General features: G+C 66.3%; 18 protein-coding genes. 10 read left to right on the plus strand and 8 right to left on the minus strand.

Annotated elements, in window-relative coordinates; all coding sequences use genetic code 11:
- Positions 1-20 precede the first annotated feature (20 nt).
- The 4 genes from WAB17_RS11005 to WAB17_RS11020 form a co-directional block, all read right to left on the minus strand.
- Positions 21-2,585, minus strand: coding sequence for an HWE histidine kinase domain-containing protein (locus WAB17_RS11005; RefSeq protein WP_435417392.1), 2,565 nt, complete (start codon positions 2,583-2,585; stop codon positions 21-23).
- The gene (locus WAB17_RS11010) at positions 2,582-3,136 is read right to left on the minus strand and encodes a biliverdin-producing heme oxygenase (protein WP_435417393.1); all 555 of its coding nucleotides are present in this window, start codon (positions 3,134-3,136) and stop codon (positions 2,582-2,584) included. Before WAB17_RS11010 ends, WAB17_RS11005 begins: the two co-directional genes overlap by 4 nt.
- Positions 3,137-3,322: 186 nt before the next feature.
- Positions 3,323-4,273, minus strand: coding sequence for a hypothetical protein (locus WAB17_RS11015; protein ID WP_435417394.1), 951 nt, complete (start codon positions 4,271-4,273; stop codon positions 3,323-3,325).
- Between the two features lie 37 nt (positions 4,274-4,310).
- Complete coding sequence (locus WAB17_RS11020) at positions 4,311-5,576, minus strand: glutamate-5-semialdehyde dehydrogenase (protein WP_435419374.1); 1,266 nt, start codon at positions 5,574-5,576, stop codon at positions 4,311-4,313.
- 145 nt (positions 5,577-5,721) lie between these two features.
- On the opposite strand from WAB17_RS11020, the gene WAB17_RS11025 reads away from it, so the two are divergent.
- From WAB17_RS11025 to WAB17_RS11065, 9 genes are all read left to right on the plus strand, one after another.
- On the plus strand, positions 5,722-6,522 hold the full coding sequence (locus WAB17_RS11025) for an outer membrane protein assembly factor BamD (protein ID WP_435417395.1): 801 nt from the start codon (positions 5,722-5,724) through the stop codon (positions 6,520-6,522).
- A 95-nt stretch (positions 6,523-6,617) separates the two neighbouring features.
- On the plus strand, positions 6,618-8,699 hold the full coding sequence (locus WAB17_RS11030) for a CapA family protein (protein WP_435417396.1): 2,082 nt from the start codon (positions 6,618-6,620) through the stop codon (positions 8,697-8,699).
- A gap of 92 nt (positions 8,700-8,791) precedes the next feature.
- On the plus strand, positions 8,792-10,456 hold the full coding sequence (recN, locus tag WAB17_RS11035; RefSeq protein ID WP_435417397.1) for a DNA repair protein RecN: 1,665 nt from the start codon (positions 8,792-8,794) through the stop codon (positions 10,454-10,456).
- A gap of 38 nt (positions 10,457-10,494) precedes the next feature.
- Positions 10,495-10,857, plus strand: coding sequence for a putative quinol monooxygenase (locus WAB17_RS11040; RefSeq protein ID WP_435417398.1), 363 nt, complete (start codon positions 10,495-10,497; stop codon positions 10,855-10,857).
- A gap of 78 nt (positions 10,858-10,935) precedes the next feature.
- Positions 10,936-11,769: an alpha/beta hydrolase family protein gene (locus WAB17_RS11045; protein WP_435417399.1), complete on the plus strand. Its 834-nt coding sequence runs from the start codon at positions 10,936-10,938 to the stop codon at positions 11,767-11,769.
- A gap of 3 nt (positions 11,770-11,772) precedes the next feature.
- A complete protein-coding gene (locus WAB17_RS11050) occupies positions 11,773-12,474 on the plus strand; it encodes a GNAT family N-acetyltransferase (RefSeq protein ID WP_435417400.1) in 702 nt (233 codons plus the stop codon).
- Positions 12,467-14,533, plus strand: a complete 2,067-nt coding sequence (gene ligA, locus WAB17_RS11055; RefSeq protein ID WP_435417401.1) for an NAD-dependent DNA ligase LigA — start codon at positions 12,467-12,469, stop codon at positions 14,531-14,533. Before WAB17_RS11050 ends, ligA begins: the two co-directional genes overlap by 8 nt.
- Before the next feature lie 70 nt (positions 14,534-14,603).
- A complete protein-coding gene (locus WAB17_RS11060) occupies positions 14,604-15,749 on the plus strand; it encodes a serine hydrolase (protein WP_435417402.1) in 1,146 nt (381 codons plus the stop codon).
- Positions 15,749-16,249 (plus strand): CinA family protein, encoded by a 501-nt coding sequence (locus WAB17_RS11065; protein WP_435417403.1) that lies wholly within the window; start codon positions 15,749-15,751, stop codon positions 16,247-16,249. The genes WAB17_RS11060 and WAB17_RS11065 overlap by 1 nt, the downstream gene beginning before the upstream one ends.
- Here WAB17_RS11065 and WAB17_RS11070 read toward each other — a convergent pair.
- From WAB17_RS11070 to WAB17_RS11085, 4 genes are read right to left on the minus strand one after another with little or no spacing between them, the layout of a single operon-like run.
- Positions 16,234-17,034, minus strand: coding sequence for an enoyl-CoA hydratase/isomerase family protein (locus tag WAB17_RS11070; RefSeq protein WP_435417404.1), 801 nt, complete (start codon positions 17,032-17,034; stop codon positions 16,234-16,236). The two genes, WAB17_RS11065 and WAB17_RS11070, sit on opposite strands and share 16 nt — an antisense overlap.
- A 25-nt stretch (positions 17,035-17,059) precedes the next feature.
- Positions 17,060-17,968, minus strand: coding sequence for a 50S ribosomal protein L11 methyltransferase (locus WAB17_RS11075; RefSeq protein WP_435417405.1), 909 nt, complete (start codon positions 17,966-17,968; stop codon positions 17,060-17,062).
- Positions 17,965-18,861 carry a subclass B3 metallo-beta-lactamase gene (gene bla / locus WAB17_RS11080; protein WP_435417406.1) on the minus strand — a complete coding sequence of 299 codons (897 nt, stop codon included), beginning with the start codon at positions 18,859-18,861 and terminating at the stop codon, positions 17,965-17,967. Before bla ends, WAB17_RS11075 begins: the two co-directional genes overlap by 4 nt.
- Positions 18,851-19,561 carry an SDR family NAD(P)-dependent oxidoreductase gene (locus WAB17_RS11085; RefSeq protein ID WP_435417407.1) on the minus strand — a complete coding sequence of 237 codons (711 nt, stop codon included), beginning with the start codon at positions 19,559-19,561 and terminating at the stop codon, positions 18,851-18,853. Before WAB17_RS11085 ends, bla begins: the two co-directional genes overlap by 11 nt.
- A gap of 249 nt (positions 19,562-19,810) precedes the next feature.
- On the opposite strand from WAB17_RS11085, the gene sdhC reads away from it, so the two are divergent.
- Positions 19,811-20,191 (plus strand): succinate dehydrogenase, cytochrome b556 subunit, encoded by a 381-nt coding sequence (gene sdhC / locus WAB17_RS11090; protein ID WP_435417408.1) that lies wholly within the window; start codon positions 19,811-19,813, stop codon positions 20,189-20,191.
- Positions 20,192-20,200: the final 9 nt, after the last annotated feature.

Below are 20,200 nucleotides of genomic sequence, written 5' to 3' on the forward strand. Positions count from 1 at the left end.
CCTCCGCACTGTAATCCAAATTAGTTCGTTTCCATAATCTGCGACAGCGCCGTTTCGAGAGCGCGCATATCGTATGGTTTCGTCAGAACCGGCCGATCTTTGAATTCGGCGAGCAGCGCAGATGCCTCTCCATAGCCTGTCGCAAAGGTGAAAGGTATCCTGCGTGCTGCCAGTTCAGCAGCTACAGGCAGGCTGGTCTCGTTCCCAAGGTTGAGGTCCAGAACCGCATAATCGATCTTCTCTTCGGCGAGCACTTCCATTGCCCGCCGAGCGGTTGAGGCTACATGGACCCTGTTCGCGCCCAATTGGCCGAGGAACTGCTCGCCATCGAGCGCAATGATGAGATTGTCTTCAACCAGCAGCGCAGTGCCAGGGAAGCTGGCATTTGCCAAAGGGGGAGGGGTCGGGTCATCGGCGGCGGGGGCGCTGCCAGCTGGGCTGCCACCGCGCTCGACGAAGGAAGCGACGAAACGCTCGGGAATAAAGAAGCGAGCTTTCACGCCCGTTACCGGATAGGTAATCTCCGCCTCGCCGCCGAGCTCAAAGGGAATCGAGCGTTCGATCACTGTCGATCCGAAACCGCGCCGCAACGGTGGCTTTACCACCGGACCGCCGCTTTCCACCCACCGGATAGTGACGCCGCCATCCTCGTGTTGTTCTGTCGCGATGTCGATGCGCCCGGTGGAATCGCTGAGGGCACCGTACTTCGCCGAGTTCGTGGTAAGCTCGTGGAACACCAGAGCGAGGTTCGATAAGGCATCGGGGTGGATGATGGGGTCGAAATCAGGCAGTTTCACGCGTCCCTGCTTTGCGCCGAGATAGGCTGCGACCTCGGTTTGGATCATGCCGCTCAGCGAAGCCGGTTCCCAGGTTGTGCTCGTGATAAGGTCGTGCGCCCGGGCAAGCGCGTGGATGCGATCGCCGACGACTTGGGTAAAATCCGCGACCGACATCGTCTCGGACTTGCCCTGCGCGATCAGCCCTTTGATGAGATTGAGGATATTGCGCACCCGGTGGTTGAGCTCCGCCACCAACAGTTCCTGCTTCTCCTGCGCGCGCTTGCGATCCGCGTTTGCCGCATCGGAAATGCGCAGCACCACTTCGAGCAGGGTGACCCGAATCGCCTCGGCGGCATGGCGTTCGGCCACTGTCCAGGGCTCGCTGAAGCCGGCAACTTTCTCGGTCCACGCCTCAAAGCTCTTGCGCGGGGTCAGTCGCACACCATTGGGCCCAAGCTCGACCGGTTTCTGCGGGTTCCCAGCCCAAGTCACATTGCGCGCTGCCTCGCGCCGGAATAGCACGACATAATCGCGGGGGCTGCGCGAAACCGGCAGCGCCATCAATCCTGCCGCTCGCGCGACGAAATCGGCGCCAGGAGGATAGACCTGCCGGATCGAGTCGGTGGCATAGATTGCGCCGGTCGGCGTCGTGTTGAGGAACCGGAGCAGCGGCAGCGTCTCCTCCTTCGTCGGCGTGAACCCCTGGTGGCAGAAATGGCCGTCGATCCAGCCAATTGCTCCGTCGAACTGGATGAGCGTCGACAGTTCTTCCACTACGACGCTAAAATCTTCGACCAGCGATTTGCCTTCGGCCAGCCGGCGCATCAATGCATTGTGCGAACCACGAGCGCCTTCGAGATGTTGAAATGCCTCGCGCGTCATGATCTGGGATAGCAGAAAGCCGAACATCTGGCCGAACAGGTCGCAGGCGGAGCGTATGGCGTAGTTGAGTCGGCGCGGCGATTGGTGGTGGCAAGCGAAAAGGCCCCACAGCCGGTCGCCATCCATAATACTGACGGACATCGATGCGGCGACGTTCATGTTTCGCAGGTATTCGATATGGATAGGCGACACTGCACGGCAGGTGCTCAGCGAGAGATCGATCGGCTGGCCGTCACTGCCATGTTCGGGCACGATGGGCGAAAGCTCGTCATCGACATTGGAAATGATGCGGATTGGCGATCGCTTGTAGAGCGCGCGCGCCTGGCGGGGGATGTCGCTTGCCGGATATCGCAGACCAAGGAACGGTTCCATTTGTGGCCCGACCGCCTCGGAAATTACTTCACCCGTCTCATCTTCGGCGAACCGGTACACCATGACGCGGTCGAAGCCGTTGAGAACTTTCATGAACCGAGCAGCTTCATGGCACAGATTGGCCACGTCACTGCTGTTTTTAAGGCGCTCGATCATTCCACGCACCTGGGGCAGCAAATCGCGCCGTCGCCCGCTTTCGACAACAGGTTCCAGTTCGATGATAGTCGACTGGCCCGACCGGTGAACCGCGAGATCGAACAGCCGCTCGCTCTGCGGTAAAGCTTGCAGGTCGTACCAGCGCCCGACCGAATCGGGCGACGACAAGGTTTGCACCTGGGTGCGGATTTCGTGCATCGCACCTTCGGAGAGAAAAGCGCGCAGCGGGAGCCCGATCATGTTCTGCGGTGCCAGGCCCAGGTGCTCTTCCACATTGGTGGAGGCGTGCAGGACAAGCCAGTCCGGGGACAGCACGATCAGGCAGCCAAAGCTTTGGATATGGCCTAGCTGGTGGATGGGCTCGCGATCACAGTTGGTCAGGTCGACTTCCATCATTCGAACTCACTTTCCATAAACGCCCGCTGCGCAGCCACTTCTTGTTCAAACACTCCAAATACCTTGCACGCATCGTCCACCACGCGCTCGGCTTCCTCTTCTGTCAGAGAACATTCATCGAGTTCTCGGCAGAGACGATGCCAATGTGCAATGGTCGCACGATCGGAGAAGTAGGCTCTAACCTGTGGGTCCCACTCCTTGCCGAGCCGATCGAGACGTCTGGTCATGACCGAGGCACCGAGGCGCGAGCCGAAGACCACATAAGCGACCGAGCGTGGATCGAAGTCGGCCGACTCGTTCGTCAAATGCTGCGGCCTTTTCTCTGCCACGGCTTCCAGAGACGACTTGGCTAAAGAGGCTAGTCGCGCAATTTCGTCGCGGATTTCAGGACTGTCGAATAAAGCAGGGATCAGTCGCGCTAACGAATTGGCATGAGCTGCCAAGGTAGCCGCCATACCAGCATCTGTGGAGAGATCGAAGTGTTCGAATGCCCGTTCAACAGCCTCATGGCTGTTCCTTGTATCGGTGGAAAGTCGACTGCGCAGCGTCATTCGGGCGATCTTCGTTGTCTTGCTTTGTCCACGTGAGCGCGTAGCGGTCAGCAACAGAGAATCCTGTCGCCCACAACCGCAAAGCTGCAACCAGAGCCTATCCAAACGATTTTTACATGAACTGCAAGTGCTTAGCTGGTCTATTTCAACCACTGTCAAGAACGGCGCCATCCAGGCACTGCCGGGCTATAAGGAAGTCCAGTCGGTCGTGTACGCCTCAGCCGCGAATACAATCTCGACCTCATCATCACCGCGCCCGGCGAGATCTTCAACGCCACCCCCATCCCGCAACGTCCGCACCCTCGGCCCTGGCTCCGTCTCCTCATCCCCGGCACCCTCCGGCTCCGGCAGCGCCAAAATCTCGCCTGCGTCCTCCTCCGCCTCCGCTAGTCCGCCGCCCGCGCCCCCGTTCCGCTCGATGTAGAATTCATGCTCCGGGTCGGCACAGGGGTCATAGCCTTCGGCCTCGTCCAGTGCCTCCAGCCGCAGATATTCGGCATAGGCGGCGCGGGTGCGGGGGCTCATGTGGGCGCGGTGGCGATCGGCCATGGTTTGTAGCTGCCCGTCGAGTTCCTCCAGCTCGGTGGCCGCTTCCGCCTCCTCGCGCGCGGCCCGCTCGTCCTCCCACTGCTTGCGCCATTTCTTCTTCAGCCGCCGCTTCTCCATCTTGCCCACCGCGTTGAGGCCCTTCAGAGAGCCGCCGCCCACGCTGGCCCCGAACCGTTCGGGCGCGCGGTTGCGCAGCATTAACATCAGCAGCCGGTCGTTGTACTTGGTGCGCGTGCCGATCAGCTTGCCATAGGAATAGAGCGGCTCCGCCACCCCGTTGAGCGCGCGGTCCATGGCGACGTCCTCGATCCGCTGCACGCCAAGGTCGAGCGCGGCCTGCCACGCGGCGCGGAAACTCTCCGCCCCCGGCTGGCGGCGCAGGTGATAGGCACCGGGCTGGCTCATATCGACGGCCTTGCAGGCGGCGTGGACCGAGCCGGTATCGGCCAGCGCCTCGATGAAGCGCGCTTGCCGCTCGGGCGTCCAGCCGTCATGCCGCTGGCACGTGCGCGGGACGGGAGTGAAGGGCGGCAGCTCGCTCGCGGGGACGAGCGCGCGGGTGGTGCGGGGGTCTGATCTTCTCGTCATTTGCGAGCGTGAAGCAGAAAACCCGCGTGTAGGAAAATTATCCGCGCACCTGCCCGGTCCCGTGCACCAGGTACTTGAAGCTGCATAGCTGCTCCAGCCCGACAGGGCCGCGGGCGTGCATCTTGCCGGTGGCGATGCCGATCTCGGCGCCCATGCCGAACTCGCCGCCGTCGGCGAACTGGGTGGAGGCGTTGTGCATCACGATGGCGCTGTCGACCCCGGCCATGAAGCGGCGGGCGGCCCCGGCGTCCTCGGCCAGGATGGTTTCGGTGTGGTGGCTGCCGTGGGTCTCGATCCAGTCGATCGCCTCGTCCACGCCGCCGACGATCTTCACGCTGAGGATCGCGGCGAGATATTCGGTATCCCAGTCGGCGTCGGTGGCGGGGGCGAGGCGCGGGTCGAGCGCGCAGGCCTCAGCTTCGCCGCGCAGCTCGCACCCGGCGGCGATGGCATCGGCGAGGGCGGGGACGAAGGCGGGGGCGATGGCGCGGTCGACCACCAGGCTTTCGAGCGCGCCGCAAATGCCGGTGCGCCGCAGCTTGGCATTGCGGATGACTTCGAGCGCCTTGGCGATATCGGCGCTGGCGTGGACATAGGCGTGGCAATTGCCGTCGAGGTGCAGCAGCGTCGGCACCGCCGCCTCGTTCTGGACCAGCTCGGTCAGGCCGCGCCCGCCGCGGGGGATGACGAGGTCGATCAGCCCGACGCCCTTGAGCAGCGCGCTCACCGCCTCGCGGCTGGTGGTCTGGACGGTCTGCACCGCCTCGGCCGGGAGCCCCGCCGCGCCGAGCCCGGCCTGCATGGCGCGGACGATCTCGCGGGTCGAATGGCGGCTCTCGCTTCCCCCGCGCAGGATCACCGCATTGCCGCTCTTGAGGCACAGCCCGCTGGCATCGGCGCCGACATTGGGCCGGCTTTCGTAGACCATGCCGATGACACCGATGGGTACGGCAACGCGCTCGATGACGAGGCCGTTGGGCCGCTCGAACGTCGCCAGCACCCGGCCGACCGGATCGGGCAGGGCGGCAATATCCTCCAGCGCGGCGGCCATGCCCTCCACGCGATCCTCGGTGAGGCGCAGGCGGTCGATGAAGGCCGCGTCCTTCGTGCCCTCGACGCTGGCGACGTCTAGCGCATTGGCCTCGAGCAGCGCCGGGGTAGAGTTACGCAGCGCCTTCGCAGCCTCCAGCAAGGCGGCGTTTTTGGCCTCGGTCGAAGTGCTGGCCAGCACCCGCGCCGCCCCGCGCGCAGAAGTGGCGAGCTGGCGGATATGGATGGCGGGGTCGAGCGCTTGGTCGGTCATGGCGGGTGCGGATATGCGCCGCATGGGCCGGTCGGGCAAGCGAGTGCGGCTTGACGCCAGCCTAGCGAGGCTTTCCGTGCGAGTTTCCCCGGTCGGGCGCCAACTTCACTTGGCGTTCAGCGGGGGCACGGTTATAGCGCCTGCCATGTTCGCCAAGACCCCTGCCGCAACGCTGCGCCGCTTCGCCGTTCCCGTCCTTCTCGCTGCCGCCCTTGCCGGCTGTGGCGGCGGAGCCAACGATGCCGTGGACACCGCCTATGTCGCCCGCGATGTGGAATCGCTCTACGCCTCGGCCAAGACCCGGCTCGACCAGGGCAATGCGAAACTCGCTGCCGCGCTGTTCGACGAGGTCGAGCGCCAGCACCCCTATTCGCCCTGGGCCCGCCGCGCCCAGTTGATGAGCGCCTTCAGCTATTACGTCGCCCGCGACTACACCAAGTCGATCCAGGCATCGCAGCGCTTCCTCCAGATCCACCCGGGCAACAAGGATGCGCCATACGCCTATTACCTGATCGCGCTCAGCTATTACGAACAGATCAGCGATGTGCAGCGCGACCAGAAGGTCACCGAGCAGGCGCTGATCGCCCTGCGTGAAGTGGATCGCCGCTTCCCGACCACCGAATATGCTGCCGACGCCCGGCTCAAGATCGACCTCGTCAACGATCACCTCGCCGGCAAGGAGATGGAGATCGGCCGGTTCTACCAGAAGACCGCCAAATGGTCGTCGGCGATGATCCGGTTCCAGAACGTGGTGGATACCTACCAGACCACCAGCCACACGCCGGAAGCGCTCTATCGCCTGGTCGAATGCTCGCTGGCGCTGGGCATCCCGGTCGAAGCGCAGAAATACGCTGCCGTGCTCGGTGCCAACTACCCCGGCAACGAATGGTACGAAAAGGCCTACGGGCTGATCCAGGACAAGGCGCCCGCGCTGGCGGCGCGCTGAGCGTCCCTTCGTCCCGGACCGCCTTTCTTCCCGAATTGGCGAACGGGAAAAACACGGTTAACGGAATATTGTAGGTCGCATGCGAGAAACCCCTGATGCACAGGGGTGTTCTCGGATGGTCGCTCGGCCTCTTGGCGGGGCTTGTCTGCGCCATAGCGGTGGCCGTGTGGCTGAAACCCTTCGCCGGACCGGGCGACGCGGCCCATGCGGCTGCACCGGCCGTCAAGCTCTCGGGCCGGCTGGATGGCAGCCGCGATGCTATCGCCATGGCGCCGCTGCGCCTTGCCATCAACGGCGCGCCGGTCGACCTGGCAGACGATGGCCGGTTCAGCGCCGTGGTGCCGTTATCGACCTATTACCGCATCGATATCGCCGGCGAGACGATTTTCCCTACGGTCCAGACTTTCGGCAATGCCGAACTGCGCAACCCGGGCTGCGATTGCCTCGCGATACCCGCGATCGAACTGGTGGCGAAGAAGCCCGGCCGGATCGAGCTGTTCTTCGGCGGCGACAGCATGGCCGGACGCCGCTATTTCCACATGGGCCTGCGCGACAGGCCGGTGCTGAACCACGATACCATCGATGCCGATCTCGACCGGCTGCTCGATCCGATGCAGCCCTATTTCGAACCGAGCGACTTCACCTCGCTCAACCTGGAATCGGTGATCGCCCGGGCTACCCCCGGGGAGCCGGCGCCCAAGCGCTACAAGTTCTTCTCGCCGCCGGAACTCGCCAGCGCGATGAAACGCGCGGGGATCGACCACCTGTCGCTGGGCAACAACCACGTCGCCGACTACCGGGACATCGGCCTGCGCACCACGCTCGAGGCGATCGAACAGGCGCGGCTGCTGACGTCGGGTGCGGGCATGGATATCGGCGAGGCGGAACGGGCAGTGCGGGTCGATGTCCGCGGAACCAAGCTGGCGCTGTACGGCTTCGTCGGCTGGCGCGGCGACTGGACGCCGAACCAGACGGCGACCGAGACCAAGGCTGGGGCGGCCTGGGGCACGCGCGACGTGGTGGAGCGCGTCACGCGGCGCGAGGTCGCGGCCGGTTATGTCCCGGTGATGGAATACCACGGCAACATGGAATACATGGACCGGCCGTCGAAGATGTCCTTGCCGCGCTTCCGGCTGGCCGCCGATCTCGGCAGCCCGCTGGTGATCGGCCATCATCCGCATGTCACGCAGGGTCTCGAACTCTACAACGGATCGCTGATCGCCCATTCGCTCGGCAATTTCCTGTTCGACCAGGACCACCCGCATACCCATTCGACCTACGCACTGAAGGTCTGGCTGGAAAACGGCAAGTTCCTGCGGGCGGAAGTGCTACCGATCCAGATGCTGGATTACCGACCCGTGCCGGCGGTCGGGGGGATGCGCGAATCCGTCCTGCGCCGGGTCTTCTGGCTGTCGGAGGAAATGGGCACCAATCTGGCGCTGACCGGCGGGCATGCCGCGGTATGGCGCGACAACCGTCCCCAACCGGGCACCCAGTGCCGCCAGCCCGGCGGCTTCACGCTTGCGAGCCTCGGCCCTTCGTGCGGCGACGCTGCGAGCGAATACGGACGCAACATCATCCCGCGCGGCGATTTCGCCAATGTGGTCTTCGGCGACGCGCAGGACCGTTACTGGAAGGCGCTCAATGCTCGCATCGCCTTTCCCCGGGACGAGGCGAGCGACGGTTATCTCGAACTGGCCCCTCTGGCGGCCCACAAGAGCTTCTACCTCCATGCCGCGTCCTACATTCGCGACGTCTATGCCACCCGTTTCACCATGAAGGCCCGGGTGCGGTTGCCGCATGATGCCGAAGTGGAACTGATCGTGCGCGACAAGCCGCCCGAAGGGGCCAGGCCGACCGTCGGCATCCAGGGCGAACCCATCGAAACGAAGCTCCTCGCCGCGAGCGAGCTATGGCAGGAAGTCGCTTTCGATTTCTGGTTGCCTTCCGCAAAGGGCCTGCGGCTGCCGCCCGGTCCCGAGCGGGCCGCCACACCCTTCCGGCCGATCCTGCGGATCAAGTACCTTGGCGCGCGGCGCGGCGATGACGATCGCGCGCTGTTCGACGATATCCGGCTGATCGAATGGCCGCCGGACTATGCCCAGCGCGAACCGGCGCGCGCATGGTGGTTCACCGACCGCCGGCCGAAGCCGGTCGCGCGTTCCGCTGCCCCCTGACATGCGCTGCCGCTGCGGCGGCACCGAATTCCACACCGGCACGCGACTGGGGCGGTGACGCGCGCCTCGGCATGGGCTAGGGCGGGGGCGAGATGCTGACCCGGCTTTCCATCCGCAACATCGTGCTGATCGAAGCGCTCGACCTGGAATTCGGACGCGGACTGGGCGTGCTCACGGGCGAGACCGGGGCGGGCAAGTCGATCCTGCTCGACGCGCTGGGCCTGGTGCTGGGCGATCGTGCCGACAGCGGGCTGGTGCGGGGCGGAGAGGACAAGGCCAGCGTCACCGCCAGTTTCGAATTCGCGCGGCTTCCCAAGGTCATCGCGGACGCGCTGGACGAGGCCGATATCGAGATCGATCAGTGGGAACCGCTGCTCATACGCCGCCAATTGAAGGCCGACGGTGGCAGCAAGGGGTTCATCAACGACCAGCCCGTCGGCGTCGCCCTGCTGCGCGAGATCGGCGGCGCGCTGGTCGAGCTGCACGGCCAGCACGACGATCGCGGGCTGGTGAACCCGCGCGGGCATCGCGCGCTGCTCGATCGCTATGCCGGCGGCGAAGGTGACGCCGTGGCGACCGCCTGGACAGCATGGCAGCGCAGCCGCACCGCGCTGGCGCGCGCGCGCGAGGAAATCGAGACTGCCAAGGCCGAGCAGGACCTGCTTATCGCGCATCTTGCCGAACTCACCGCGCTCGAACCCGTCGCGGGCGAGGAGGAGCGGCTGGCCAATGCCCGGGCCGACATGCAGAAAGGCGAGCGGCTGGCGGGCGATCTCGAGGAATTGCGCCACGTCTGGGACGGCAGCGATGCGCCGCTCGCCCGGTTGCGCAGCGCCGCGCGGCGGCTCGACCGGATCGCTGGCGAACACCCGTTGCTCGCCGATGCCCTCGCGGCGCTGGACCGCGCCGTCATCGAAGCTGGCGAGGCCGAGGAAAAGCTGGCCAAGGCGGCCGAGGCGCTGACCCACGACCCGGCGGCGCTGGAGGCTGCGGAGACCCGGCTGTTCGACCTGCGTGCCATCGCCCGCAAGCACCGCTGCGAAGTGGACGAACTGCCTGAGAAGATGCGCGCTTTCCGAGCCGCGCTCGATGCCATTGAAGGCGGCGAGGCGCAGCTCGATGCGCTCGAAGCGGCGGAGCGGGAGACGGGCGAGGCATACGTCCGCGCGGCCCGTGCGCTGCACGAGGCAAGGGTCGCGGGCGCGGCGCGGCTCGATGCGGCGGTGGCGGCGGAGCTCGCGCCCTTGAAGCTCGATGCGGCGCGGTTCCGGACCAGCGTCACCGAATTGCCCGAGGACAAATGGGGCCCGGCCGGGATCGACGCGGTCGAATTCCTGATCGAGACCAACCCCGGCGCAGGCTTCGCCCCGCTGATGAAGATCGCCAGCGGCGGCGAATTGTCGCGCTTCATCCTCGCGCTGAAGGTCGCGCTGGCGGAGCAGGGCGGGGCGGCGACGGTGATCTTCGACGAGATCGACCGCGGCGTCGGCGGCGCGGTGGCGAGCGCCATCGGCGAGCGGCTGGCGCGGCTGGCTCGCGACGGGCAATTGCTGGCCGTCACCCACTCGCCCCAGGTCGCGGCACGCGGCGGCACGCATTATCGCATCGCCAAGAGCAGCGAAGGCACGGTGACCCGCACCTCGGTCGAGCGGCTGGATGAAGCCGGGCGGCAGGAAGAAATCGCGCGCATGCTCAGCGGCGCGGAAATCACGGACGAAGCGAGGGCGCAGGCAGACCGGTTGCTGGAGGGGGTGTGATGTTTGTCTCACGCCGCTCTTTCACCGGTAGCGTGGCCTTGGCCTTTCTCGCCGCATGTCAGCCGAAAAACGGAGCAGTAATTGCCATGGACGAAGTTCAATTCGAAGGCATCTACGGGCTGATCGGAGAGATCAAGGCCGTACCAGGCAAGGGCGCGAAGCTGGCAGCGATCCTTCAGGAGAGTTCCGGGAGCGGGATGCCGGGCAACCTTGCCTATATCGTCTCGCAGGGCGTTGAGGATCCCGACTCCATCTGGGTCAGCGAAGTCTGGGCCAGCAAGCAAGCGCATGATGACAGTATCAAGCTTCCGGCGGTGCAGGCGGCGATTGCCAAAGGCCGCGCAATGATCGCTGGCTTCGGCACGCGGATCGAGACGCGTCCTTTGGGCTTTGGCGGCTGAGGTGCATTGGTGCTAGGACGGCAAGCATTCGCAATGTTGGCATTGCTTGCCGCAGCTTGTGTGCACGGGGGCGAACCTATGATCGACCATGTGCTTAGCGCAGGCGGGGCGGCCTGGGGGACCGATGCGAATCTCGCGTCCTCGCGGGCCGATGCGGTGCTGCGTTTTGGCGACAAGCCACGCGACTATGCCGAATTGCGCTTGCCCGACGGCAAGGGCCCGTTCCCGCTGGCGGTGATATGGCATGGCGGCTGCTGGAAGCAGGGCGTGGCCGACACCGCCTATATGGCGGCGCTGGCGACGCGGTGGCAGCAGCAGGGGGTAGCGACGCTCAATGTCGATTATCGCGAGGTCGGCGATGGCGGCGGGTGGCCCGGCAGTTTCGAGGACTGGCAGGCAGCGAGCGCGCTGATCGACCGGGTGGCCAAGAACTATCGGGTAGACCGCGAGCGGGTGACGCTGGTCGGTCATTCGGCAGGGGCCCTGCCGGCGCTGTGGCTGGCGGCAGGGCGCGGGGCCGATAGCCCGGTCGGCGCACTGCCCCCGGTCAGGGCGCGCGCCGCGATCGTGCTCGACGGGCCGGGCGATGTCGGGACTGAGCGCACCGCTTTCGATGCGCTGTGCCAGTTCTCGTCGGTCGATCCCTTCATGGGCGGCACGCCGGATGAGGCCGCGTCGCGCTATGCCGCGATCTCGCCGCGCACCCATGCGCCGCAACTGGCCGAGGTGCTATTCTTGCAGGCCAAGCTGCCAATCCCCTCCGACGAAACATTGGCCGCCATCGCGGCCGCCGGAGCCAGGGTCGCGACCATCGCCAACCCCGATGCCAGCCATTTCGACATCATCACCCCCGGCCACCCGGTCTACGAGCGCAACGAGGCGGCGATGCTGGCGGTGCTGAAGGGTCTCTAGGCTGTGGACGTCGATGCCACGCTCGATCGGCAGGTGTGGAACATGCTCCACGGCCGGTTGGCGCACCTCGCACAGGGGACCGACGCGGCCAAGCGAATCGATCCGCGCTATGGCCCTTTCGCGGCTGCACGCGATCGTGGCGAGGAAGCGCAGGCGGCGCTCGTGGCCCTGCTCGATGGTCCCGATGACCGGCTGTGGCTGGTCGAGCCGGAGAGTGCGCCGTGTCCCCCCGGTGCGCAGATCGTGCGCACGGCAGAGCTGGTGCAAATGGTCGCCGACGGCGAGCCGCCCGATAACGAAGCGCCAGACCCTGCGATCATGACGCTAGGCGAAGAGGACGCTGCCGAGATGGCCGAAATCGCGCTTGCCACCGAACCGGGGCCATGGGGCGCGCTGACCCATCGGTACGGCCAGTTCTACGGCATCCGCATCGACGGGCGATTGGCAGCGATGGCGGGCGAACGGATGCTGCCTGCGCCGGGCCTGGCCGAAGTCAGCGGCGTGTGCACCTGGCCCGAATATCGCGGGCAGGGGCTTGCCCGGCGGCTGATCAAGCGGGTGATGGCCGGACAGCGCGCGCGGGGCGATGTGCCCTATCTGCACTCCTACGCTCACAACGCCGGGGCCATCGGGCTGTACCAATCGCTCGGATTCAGGCCTCGCCGAACGATGTGGGTGACGGTATTGGCCAAGGCTGATGACTGATATTTCGACCCTCACCGAAGCAGAAGCCGCCAACGAACTGATGCGGCTGGCCAGGCAGATTGCCTACCACAACCGGCGCTATCATGCCGAGGACGACCCGGAGATTACCGACCAGGAGTTCGACGCGCTGGTGAGGCGAAACGAGGCCATCGAGGCGGCGTTCCCGCACTTGGTGCGCGAGGATTCGCCCTCGAAGGGCGTGGGCCATGCGGTCGCCTCCTCGCCGCTTTCCAAGGTCACGCACGAGGTTCGCATGATGAGCCTCGACAACGCTTTTTCCGACGACGAGGTGGCCGAATTCGTCGCCCGCGTGCGGCGCTATCTCAACCTCGCCGAGAACGAGCCGCTGGCCTTTACCGCAGAGGACAAGATCGACGGGCTCTCGTGCTCTCTGCGCTACGAGAACGGCACGCTGGTCCGCGCGGCGACGAGGGGCGACGGACAGGTGGGCGAGGACGTGACCGCCAATGTCGCGCATATTTCCGACATTCCGCAGCAACTGACCGGCGAGGCGCCTGCCGTGTTCGAAATTCGCGGCGAAGTCTATATGGCGAAGCGGGACTTTTCCGCCCTCAATGCGGCGCAGGAAGCCGCAGGCGGAAAGCTGTTCGCGAACCCCCGCAATGCCGCCGCCGGATCACTGCGGCAGAAGGATGCCGGCGTCACGGCGAAGCGCCCGCTGCGGTTCTGGGCGCACGGCTGGGGTGCGGCCAGCGACGTGCCGGGCGCGACCCAGTCGCAGGTCGTGCAGCAGTTGGCCGCATGGGGATTCCCGGTGTCGCCCGAGTTCCGTCGGTGCGAGACGCTGGACGACATGCTCGCCGCCTACGAAGCGATCGGCACGGGCCGCGCCGCGCTGCCCTACGAAATCGACGGGGTGGTCTACAAGGTCGACAGCCTTGCCTACCAGCAGCGGCTGGGGTTCGTCGCCAAGGCACCGCGCTGGGCCATCGCCCGCAAGTTCCCGGCCGAACAGGCCGAGACCACGCTGGAAAGCATCGATATCCAGGTCGGCCGGACCGGCAAGCTGACGCCTGTGGGGCGCCTCGCCCCGGTGCTGGTCGGCGGGGTGACGGTAACCAATGTCACGCTCCACAACCGCGACGAGATCGCCCGGCTCGGCGTGCGCCCGGGCGACCGTGTGCTGGTCCAGCGCGCCGGCGATGTGATCCCGCAAGTGGTAAAGAACCTGACGCCCGATGTGGCACGCGAACCCTTCGTCTTCCCCGATCATTGCCCCGAATGCGGCAGCGAAGCCGTCAACGAGGAGGGCGAAGTCGATGTCCGCTGCACCGGCGGGCTGATCTGCCCGGCCCAGCGGACCGAGCGGCTCAAGCATTTCGTCAGCCGAGCCGCGCTCGATATTGAGGGACTGGGCGAGAAGACCATCGACCAGTTTTTCGCCCGCGGCTGGCTGGAAAGCCCGGCCGATATCTTCCGCCTGCGTCAGCGCCGCGACGAGATTCTCGCGCTGGAGGGGTGGAAGGACAAGTCTGTCGATAACCTGTTGGCATCTGTGGAAAACAAGCGCCAGCCCGACGCGGCGCGGCTGCTGTTCGGGCTCGGCATCCGCCATGTCGGCGCCGTGACCGCGCGCGACCTGATGAAAAATTTCCACGAGCTGCCCGCGCTGCGCGCCGCGGCTGAACGCGCCCATTCGGGTGATGAGGAGGCTCTCGCAACCCTGACCAGTATCGATGGCATCGGCGGCGCGGTGGTCGAGGCGCTCGGCGATTTCTTCCACGAGGAACACAACCGCGCGGTGTGGGACGACATCCTCTCCAAAGTCAGCCCGCCGCCCTACATCGTCGAAACGCGCGACAGCCCCGTGGCGGGCAAGACCGTGGTGTTCACCGGCAAGCTCGAAACCATGAGCCGCGACGAGGCCAAGGCGCAGGCCGAACGGCTGGGCGCCAAGGCAGCCGGATCGGTCAGCGCCAAGACAGACCTGCTGGTCGCCGGGCCGGGCGCGGGGAGCAAGCTCAAGAAAGCCGCCGAGCTCGGCATCGAAGTGATCGACGAGGCGGGTTGGGCTGCGATCGTTGCCGCCGCAGGCTAGCGGGCGGGGATAAGTGCGGGCACCAGGTTCAAGGGTGCGCCCAAGTGCGTTCCGGACAGTCTATAACCCCATGATGCGCCTGCCCACGATATTCGCGATTCTCGCCTGTTGCTCGCTCATCGCCTGTAGCGAGGCCGAAGGCGGCGCGGACGGCGCGGAAAGCTTCCGCGACCGGATCGGGGCAGGGGCGGAACCGGCGCAGGCCGCTGGCCCCGCGGCGGAGGAAACCGCGCTCGAGGACCAGTTGTTTTCGCTGCTGAATGGTTTCGACGGCTTTGTCGGGGCGGCGGTGCATGACATCGAGCGCGGGCGCACCGTCGATTTCAATGGCGGCGAACTGTTTCCCCAACAGAGCGTGAGCAAGCTCTGGGTCGCGCTTGCGGCGCTGCGGATGGTCGATCGGGGCGAGCTCGACCTCGCCGAACCGGCCCTGATCGGATATCGCGACCTGACGCTGTTCCACCAGCCGGTCCGCCAGTTCGTGGTCGCCCGCGGCCTTTACCGGACGAACTATGCGGACCTGATGGCCCGCGCCATCACGCAGAGCGACAATACGGCCAATGACGTCTTGCTGAAGCGGGTCGGCGGCCCGTCGGCGGTGCGCGCGGCGATCGATCAGGCCGGGCTGGGGACGATCCGTTTCGGCCCAGGCGAACGCGAAATGCAGAGCGCCATTGCCGGGCTCGAATGGCGCCAGTCCTTCGCGGTTGGGCGGACATTCTACCAGGCCAGGGCGCAAGTGCCGGACTTGCAGCGGCGCATCGCTTTCGACGCCTACGTCACCGATCCGGTCGACGGGGCGAGCCCGCGGGCCATCGCGGTGGCGCTGGGCCGGATCGCACGCGGGGAAGTGCTGCAGTCGGCCACCGCCAATCACCTGCTCGCCCTGCTCGCGCAGACGAAGAGCGGGCCGCGTCGCCTCAAGGGCGGCGTGCCGCAAGGCTGGAGCATCGGCCACAAGACCGGCACGGGGCAGGAACTGCGGCACGAACAGGCCGGCTACAACGATGTCGGGATCCTTACCGCGCCCGACGGGCGGCGCTATGCCGTGGCGGTGATGATCGGGCGGACGGCGGTGCCGGTGCCGCAGCGGATGGAGATGATGCATGGCGTGGTCCGCGCCGTAGTCGCCTATCACTATGCGGCGCTTGGCCAGCCGGTGCCTGCCGGCATGCTGCCGGAGCCGCTTCCCGCCACACCTGCCGGACCGTCCTGATGCTGGCCGAAATTCACCCGCAGGCGCTTCGCATTGCCGGACTTTTGAGGAACCGGGGCGAGACGATCGCGGTGGCCGATGGCGCGACCGGCGGGATGGTCGCGGCGAGCCTGCTGACCGTTCCCGGCGCGCTCGACTTTTTCGTCGGCGGCGGCGTGGTCTATTCCCTCCGCGCCCGCGACGTCCTGTTCGCCCTGCCACGCGAGGCATATGCCGGGATGCGCGGGGCGAGCGAGGACTATGCGCTGCTCCAGGCCCGCGCCATCCGCGACAATTTCAGTGCCGACTGGGGCATTGCCGAAAGCGGTTCTGTCGGCGGATCGAGCCACCCGAGCGGTGCGCCTGCGGGCAGGAGCTGCGTCGCGGTTGTCGGCCCGGTCGGCGAATTCGTGCATGTCACCGAAACCGGCAGCGACGATCGGATCGCTAATATGGAGGCGTTCACCCGCGCTGCGCTGGCATTTCTCGAGGAGGTCCTCGGCAGCTATTCGGAGTTGTAGTTCGGGCGCCGCTTTTCGAGGAACGCGGCCATGCCTTCGCGGAAATTGGCGCTGCCGCTGGTCATGATCTGGTTGCGGTTCTCGATCGCCATCGCGGCCTCGAGGCTGCCCGCGTCGGTGGCGATCTGGAGCCCTTCCTTGGTCATGCGCAGCCCCATGGGGGAGGCGGCAAGCAACTCCTCGGCCCAGCGCGTCCCCGCCGCTTCCAGTTCGGCATCGGGCACGATCTCGCTGACGAGATTGGCTGCCAGCGCCCGCCCGGCATGGATGAAGCGGCCCGTCAGCATCAGCTCGCTCGCCAGCGAATGGCCGACGAGGCGGGGGAGGAAATAGCTCACCCCCATGTCGCAGGACGACAGGCCAAGGCGGATGAAGGCGGCGTTCATCCGCGCGCTTTCCCCGGCGATGCGGATATCGCTGGCGAGCGCGAAGGCGAAGCCGCCGCCGCAGGCGGGGCCGTGGACCAGCGAGACGATCACCTGCGGGCAGCGGCGCATCTTCACATAGACATCGGCAAGATAGCCCTGGAAACCGAAGCCCCCGCCGAAGGGGATTTCGGCGCCGTTGTCCCCGGCGCGCTCCTTGATGTCGAGCCCGGCGCAGAACGCCGTGCCAGCGCCGCGCATCACCACCACGCGCACGCTGCCGTCGTTATAGAGCCCGCCGAAATAGTCGTTGAGCTCGGCCACCATTTGCAGGGTGATGGCGTTCATGGCTTGCGGCCGGTTGAGCGTGAGCCAGTCGACCTCGCCGCGTTTCTCGACGGTGATGGTGGTGTAGGTCATCGTTCTCTCCCCCGATGAAACGTGCTCAGGCCATCCGCCGCTTGCGTAGCCACAGGATCGACCAGTCGCCATTGACCAGCCGCCGCGCCAGCCGGAACCCCGCCTTGCGACAGGCGCGCCGGACGTTTGCTTCCTGCGTTTCCAGCAGCCCAGCCAGCAGCATGTGGCCGCCGGGCGGGACATGGTCGGCGAAATCGGCGGCGAGGCCGATCAGCGGCCCGGCAAGGATGTTGGCGATCAGCAGGTCGTAGGGCCCGCGCGCATGGATCAGCGGATCGTCCATCCCGTCAGCAATGATCATGGTGACTTCGCCCGCGCCACCGCCCATGGCGATGCCGTTGCTGGCGGCGTTGTCCTCGATCACCGGCACGCAGACCGCGTCGATATCGGTCGCGGTGGCGTAGGCGCGGGGCCACAGCGCCAATGCGGCGAAGGCGAGCAGGCCGGTGCCGGTGCCGATATCGGCCACGTTGCGCGCGACCACGCCCTCGCGCTTCATCAGGTCGAGCATGGCGAGACACCCGGCGGTGGTGGCGTGCTGCCCTGTGCCAAAGGCCTGGCTGGCAGGAATGGCGAAGTTGACGGTTCCGGGCGTTGGGTCTGGCGGGAAATCCGGCGTATGGACATGGAACCGCGCCGCGCGGATCGGCTGCGCGCCTTGCTGGCTCAGCGTGACCCAGTCCTCTTCGGGCAGTTTCTCGACGAAGAGTTCGGGCGCGCCATCGGCGAACAGGGCGGCGAGGGCGGCCTTGTCCGCCTTGCTCGGCCTGCGCGGATACCAGCCTTCCAGCACCCACTCATCGGGTCGGTCCTTGTCGACCTCGCGGCCCGAGACGATCACCTCCCAGTCCCAGTCGTCGATCTCGTCATGCGCCAACAGCGCCGCCTGCACGACAGGCTTGGGCGCGTGGGCAGCGATCTTCCAGCTGGTCACTTGGCGTCGGCTTCCTTGGCGAGACGGTCTGCGAGCCGCATGCTTCCGCGTGCCGAATAGGCGACGCATGCGTTCGGCTCGGCCAAGGGCGACGTGCCAGACAGGCGCGCAAGCAGGTCGCTCTGTCCGGGGTGCGGCGTGAGCATCAGATCGCACGGAAGCCGTTCGATGATCCGCAGCCCCTCGCGCGCCGCTTCGACACGTTCGGGGTGATCGCTGAAATGGTAGTCGTCGGCGGAGATCGTGCTGTTGGAATCGGCCAGCGCAATGGTCAGGCATTTTGCGCCCTCGCAGCTGCGCCAGCTCCAGCTGGTCGAGCCCGGCGAGTGGGTCGGATTGGCATGGAGCGTGAAACGGGTATCGCCGACCGCCAAGACCTTGCCGTGACCGAGGACGCGGCTGACCCTGACCGGCTCCATCGGTTCGGCGGCGAGAACTTCGGCCTGCGGGTCGTCCGCCGCGGGTTTGCCGGAGCGCATGACCTCGGCCGCGCCGGTGCCGGTAAGGAGCCTAGCGCCCGTTGCACGCAGGATTGCCGCCATGCCGCCGACATGGTCGAAATGTTCGTGCGTCATCAGCACCCACTTCACCTGTCGGGGATCGAAGCCGAGCGCCTTGATATTTGCCAGCACATGCGGCGCGGCCTCTGCCGGCCCGGTGTCGATGAGGACCAGCCCGGCCGAGGTTTCGACCAGCACGACCGTGATACCGCAGGTGCCGACATACCAGCTCCGTCCATGGATTTGGGCGGGCGGTGCCGGGTCCGACCAGCCGTCGCGTTCGCCGCAAGCCCCGGCGATGTCCTTGCTCGCCGCAGAGCGCTCTGCCGGTGCGGGGGGTGCGGCGCCGAGCAGGGACATGGCAATCAGGGCCGCGAATGCTTTACCGAACATAACTGGCTCCATTGGCATCGAGGGTCGCACCGGTCAGGCTTGGCGGGGCCTCTAGTGCCAGCCAGGCGGCGATATTGGCGATCTCCTCCGGCTCGGCGACGCGGCCCAGCGGGATATCGGCCAGCAGGGCCGGCCCGCCGCGGCTCTCGAGATAGTCGCCCGCCATCGCCGTGTCGGTGAAACCGGGGGTGACGGCAAAGCTGAGGATCCCGTGCGCGGCGTATTGCCGGGCGATGGTCTTGTGCATCGCCAGCATCCCGCCCTTGGCCGCGGCATAGTGCCAGTGGGCGGGGCTGTCGCCGCGATGCCCGGCGCGGCTGGCGATGTGGACGATGCGGCCCTCGACACCGCGCTCCAGCCAATGCTGCACCGCGAAGCGGCTCAGCAGCGCAGCGCTGGTCAGGTTGATCCGCAGTGTGTCTTCCCAATTGTCGAGCCAGGCGATGTCCGACCCGTCGAGCGGGTTGGCGGCGAACAGCCCGGCGTTGTTGATCAGAACGTCGATGCTTCCCCCGGCGAGGTCGAGCGCTTCCTCCCACAACTGCGCCAGTCCGCCCGGGTCGCTGAAATCGGCGGCGATCTCGCTCTCGCCGTCGCCGCGGGTCGAATGGCCGATCACGGTCGCGCCGCGCGCTTCGAGCAATTCGCGGGTGGCCGCGCCGATACCCCGGCTGGAACCGGTGAGGAGGATGGTGGTCATGGACGCGGTCTAGTCCCGCCCTTGCATGGATGTCGAGCGACCTCGGCGCACAAATGCGCAGAGCCGTTGCAGAATATCGACTTCGCGTGGCGGCCGGCGCCGACTAGGCTCTCGCCGTCGATGTCCTGCCATGCCGCAACAGTGCACCGCCCTAAGCCCGTCCTTGCACCACCGGCTCGTTTCGGTAAGGGAGGGCGCGATTCACCGATCCGGCCCGTAGCGATACGATCAATGTCGAAGGCAGATATTATGGCTAACCGCCCGCTCTCACCCCATCTTTCGATCTGGAAATGGGGCCCGCACATGGCCGTTTCCATCCTCCACCGCATCACCGGCGACGGCATGGCGCTCGTCGGCCTCGCCGTAGGACTGTGGTGGCTGGGTGCACTGGCGAGCGGGCCGGAAGCCTACGGACTGTTCCAGGCCGTGGCCTCGTCCGTCCCGGGCCAGATCGTGCTGGTCGGGCTGACCTGGGCCTTCTTCACCCACCTCATGAGCGGCCTACGCCACTTCGTGCTCGATATCGGCGCGGGCTACGAACTCGACACCAACCGGATGTGGTCGATCGCCGCACCGGTCATCGCCATCGTCCTGACTGCGGCCTTCTGGGCCTTTCTCTACCTGAAGTGAGATCCTGAC

The organism is Parerythrobacter aurantius, from assembly GCF_045291475.1.
Taxonomy (GTDB): domain Bacteria; phylum Pseudomonadota; class Alphaproteobacteria; order Sphingomonadales; family Sphingomonadaceae; genus Parerythrobacter; species Parerythrobacter aurantius.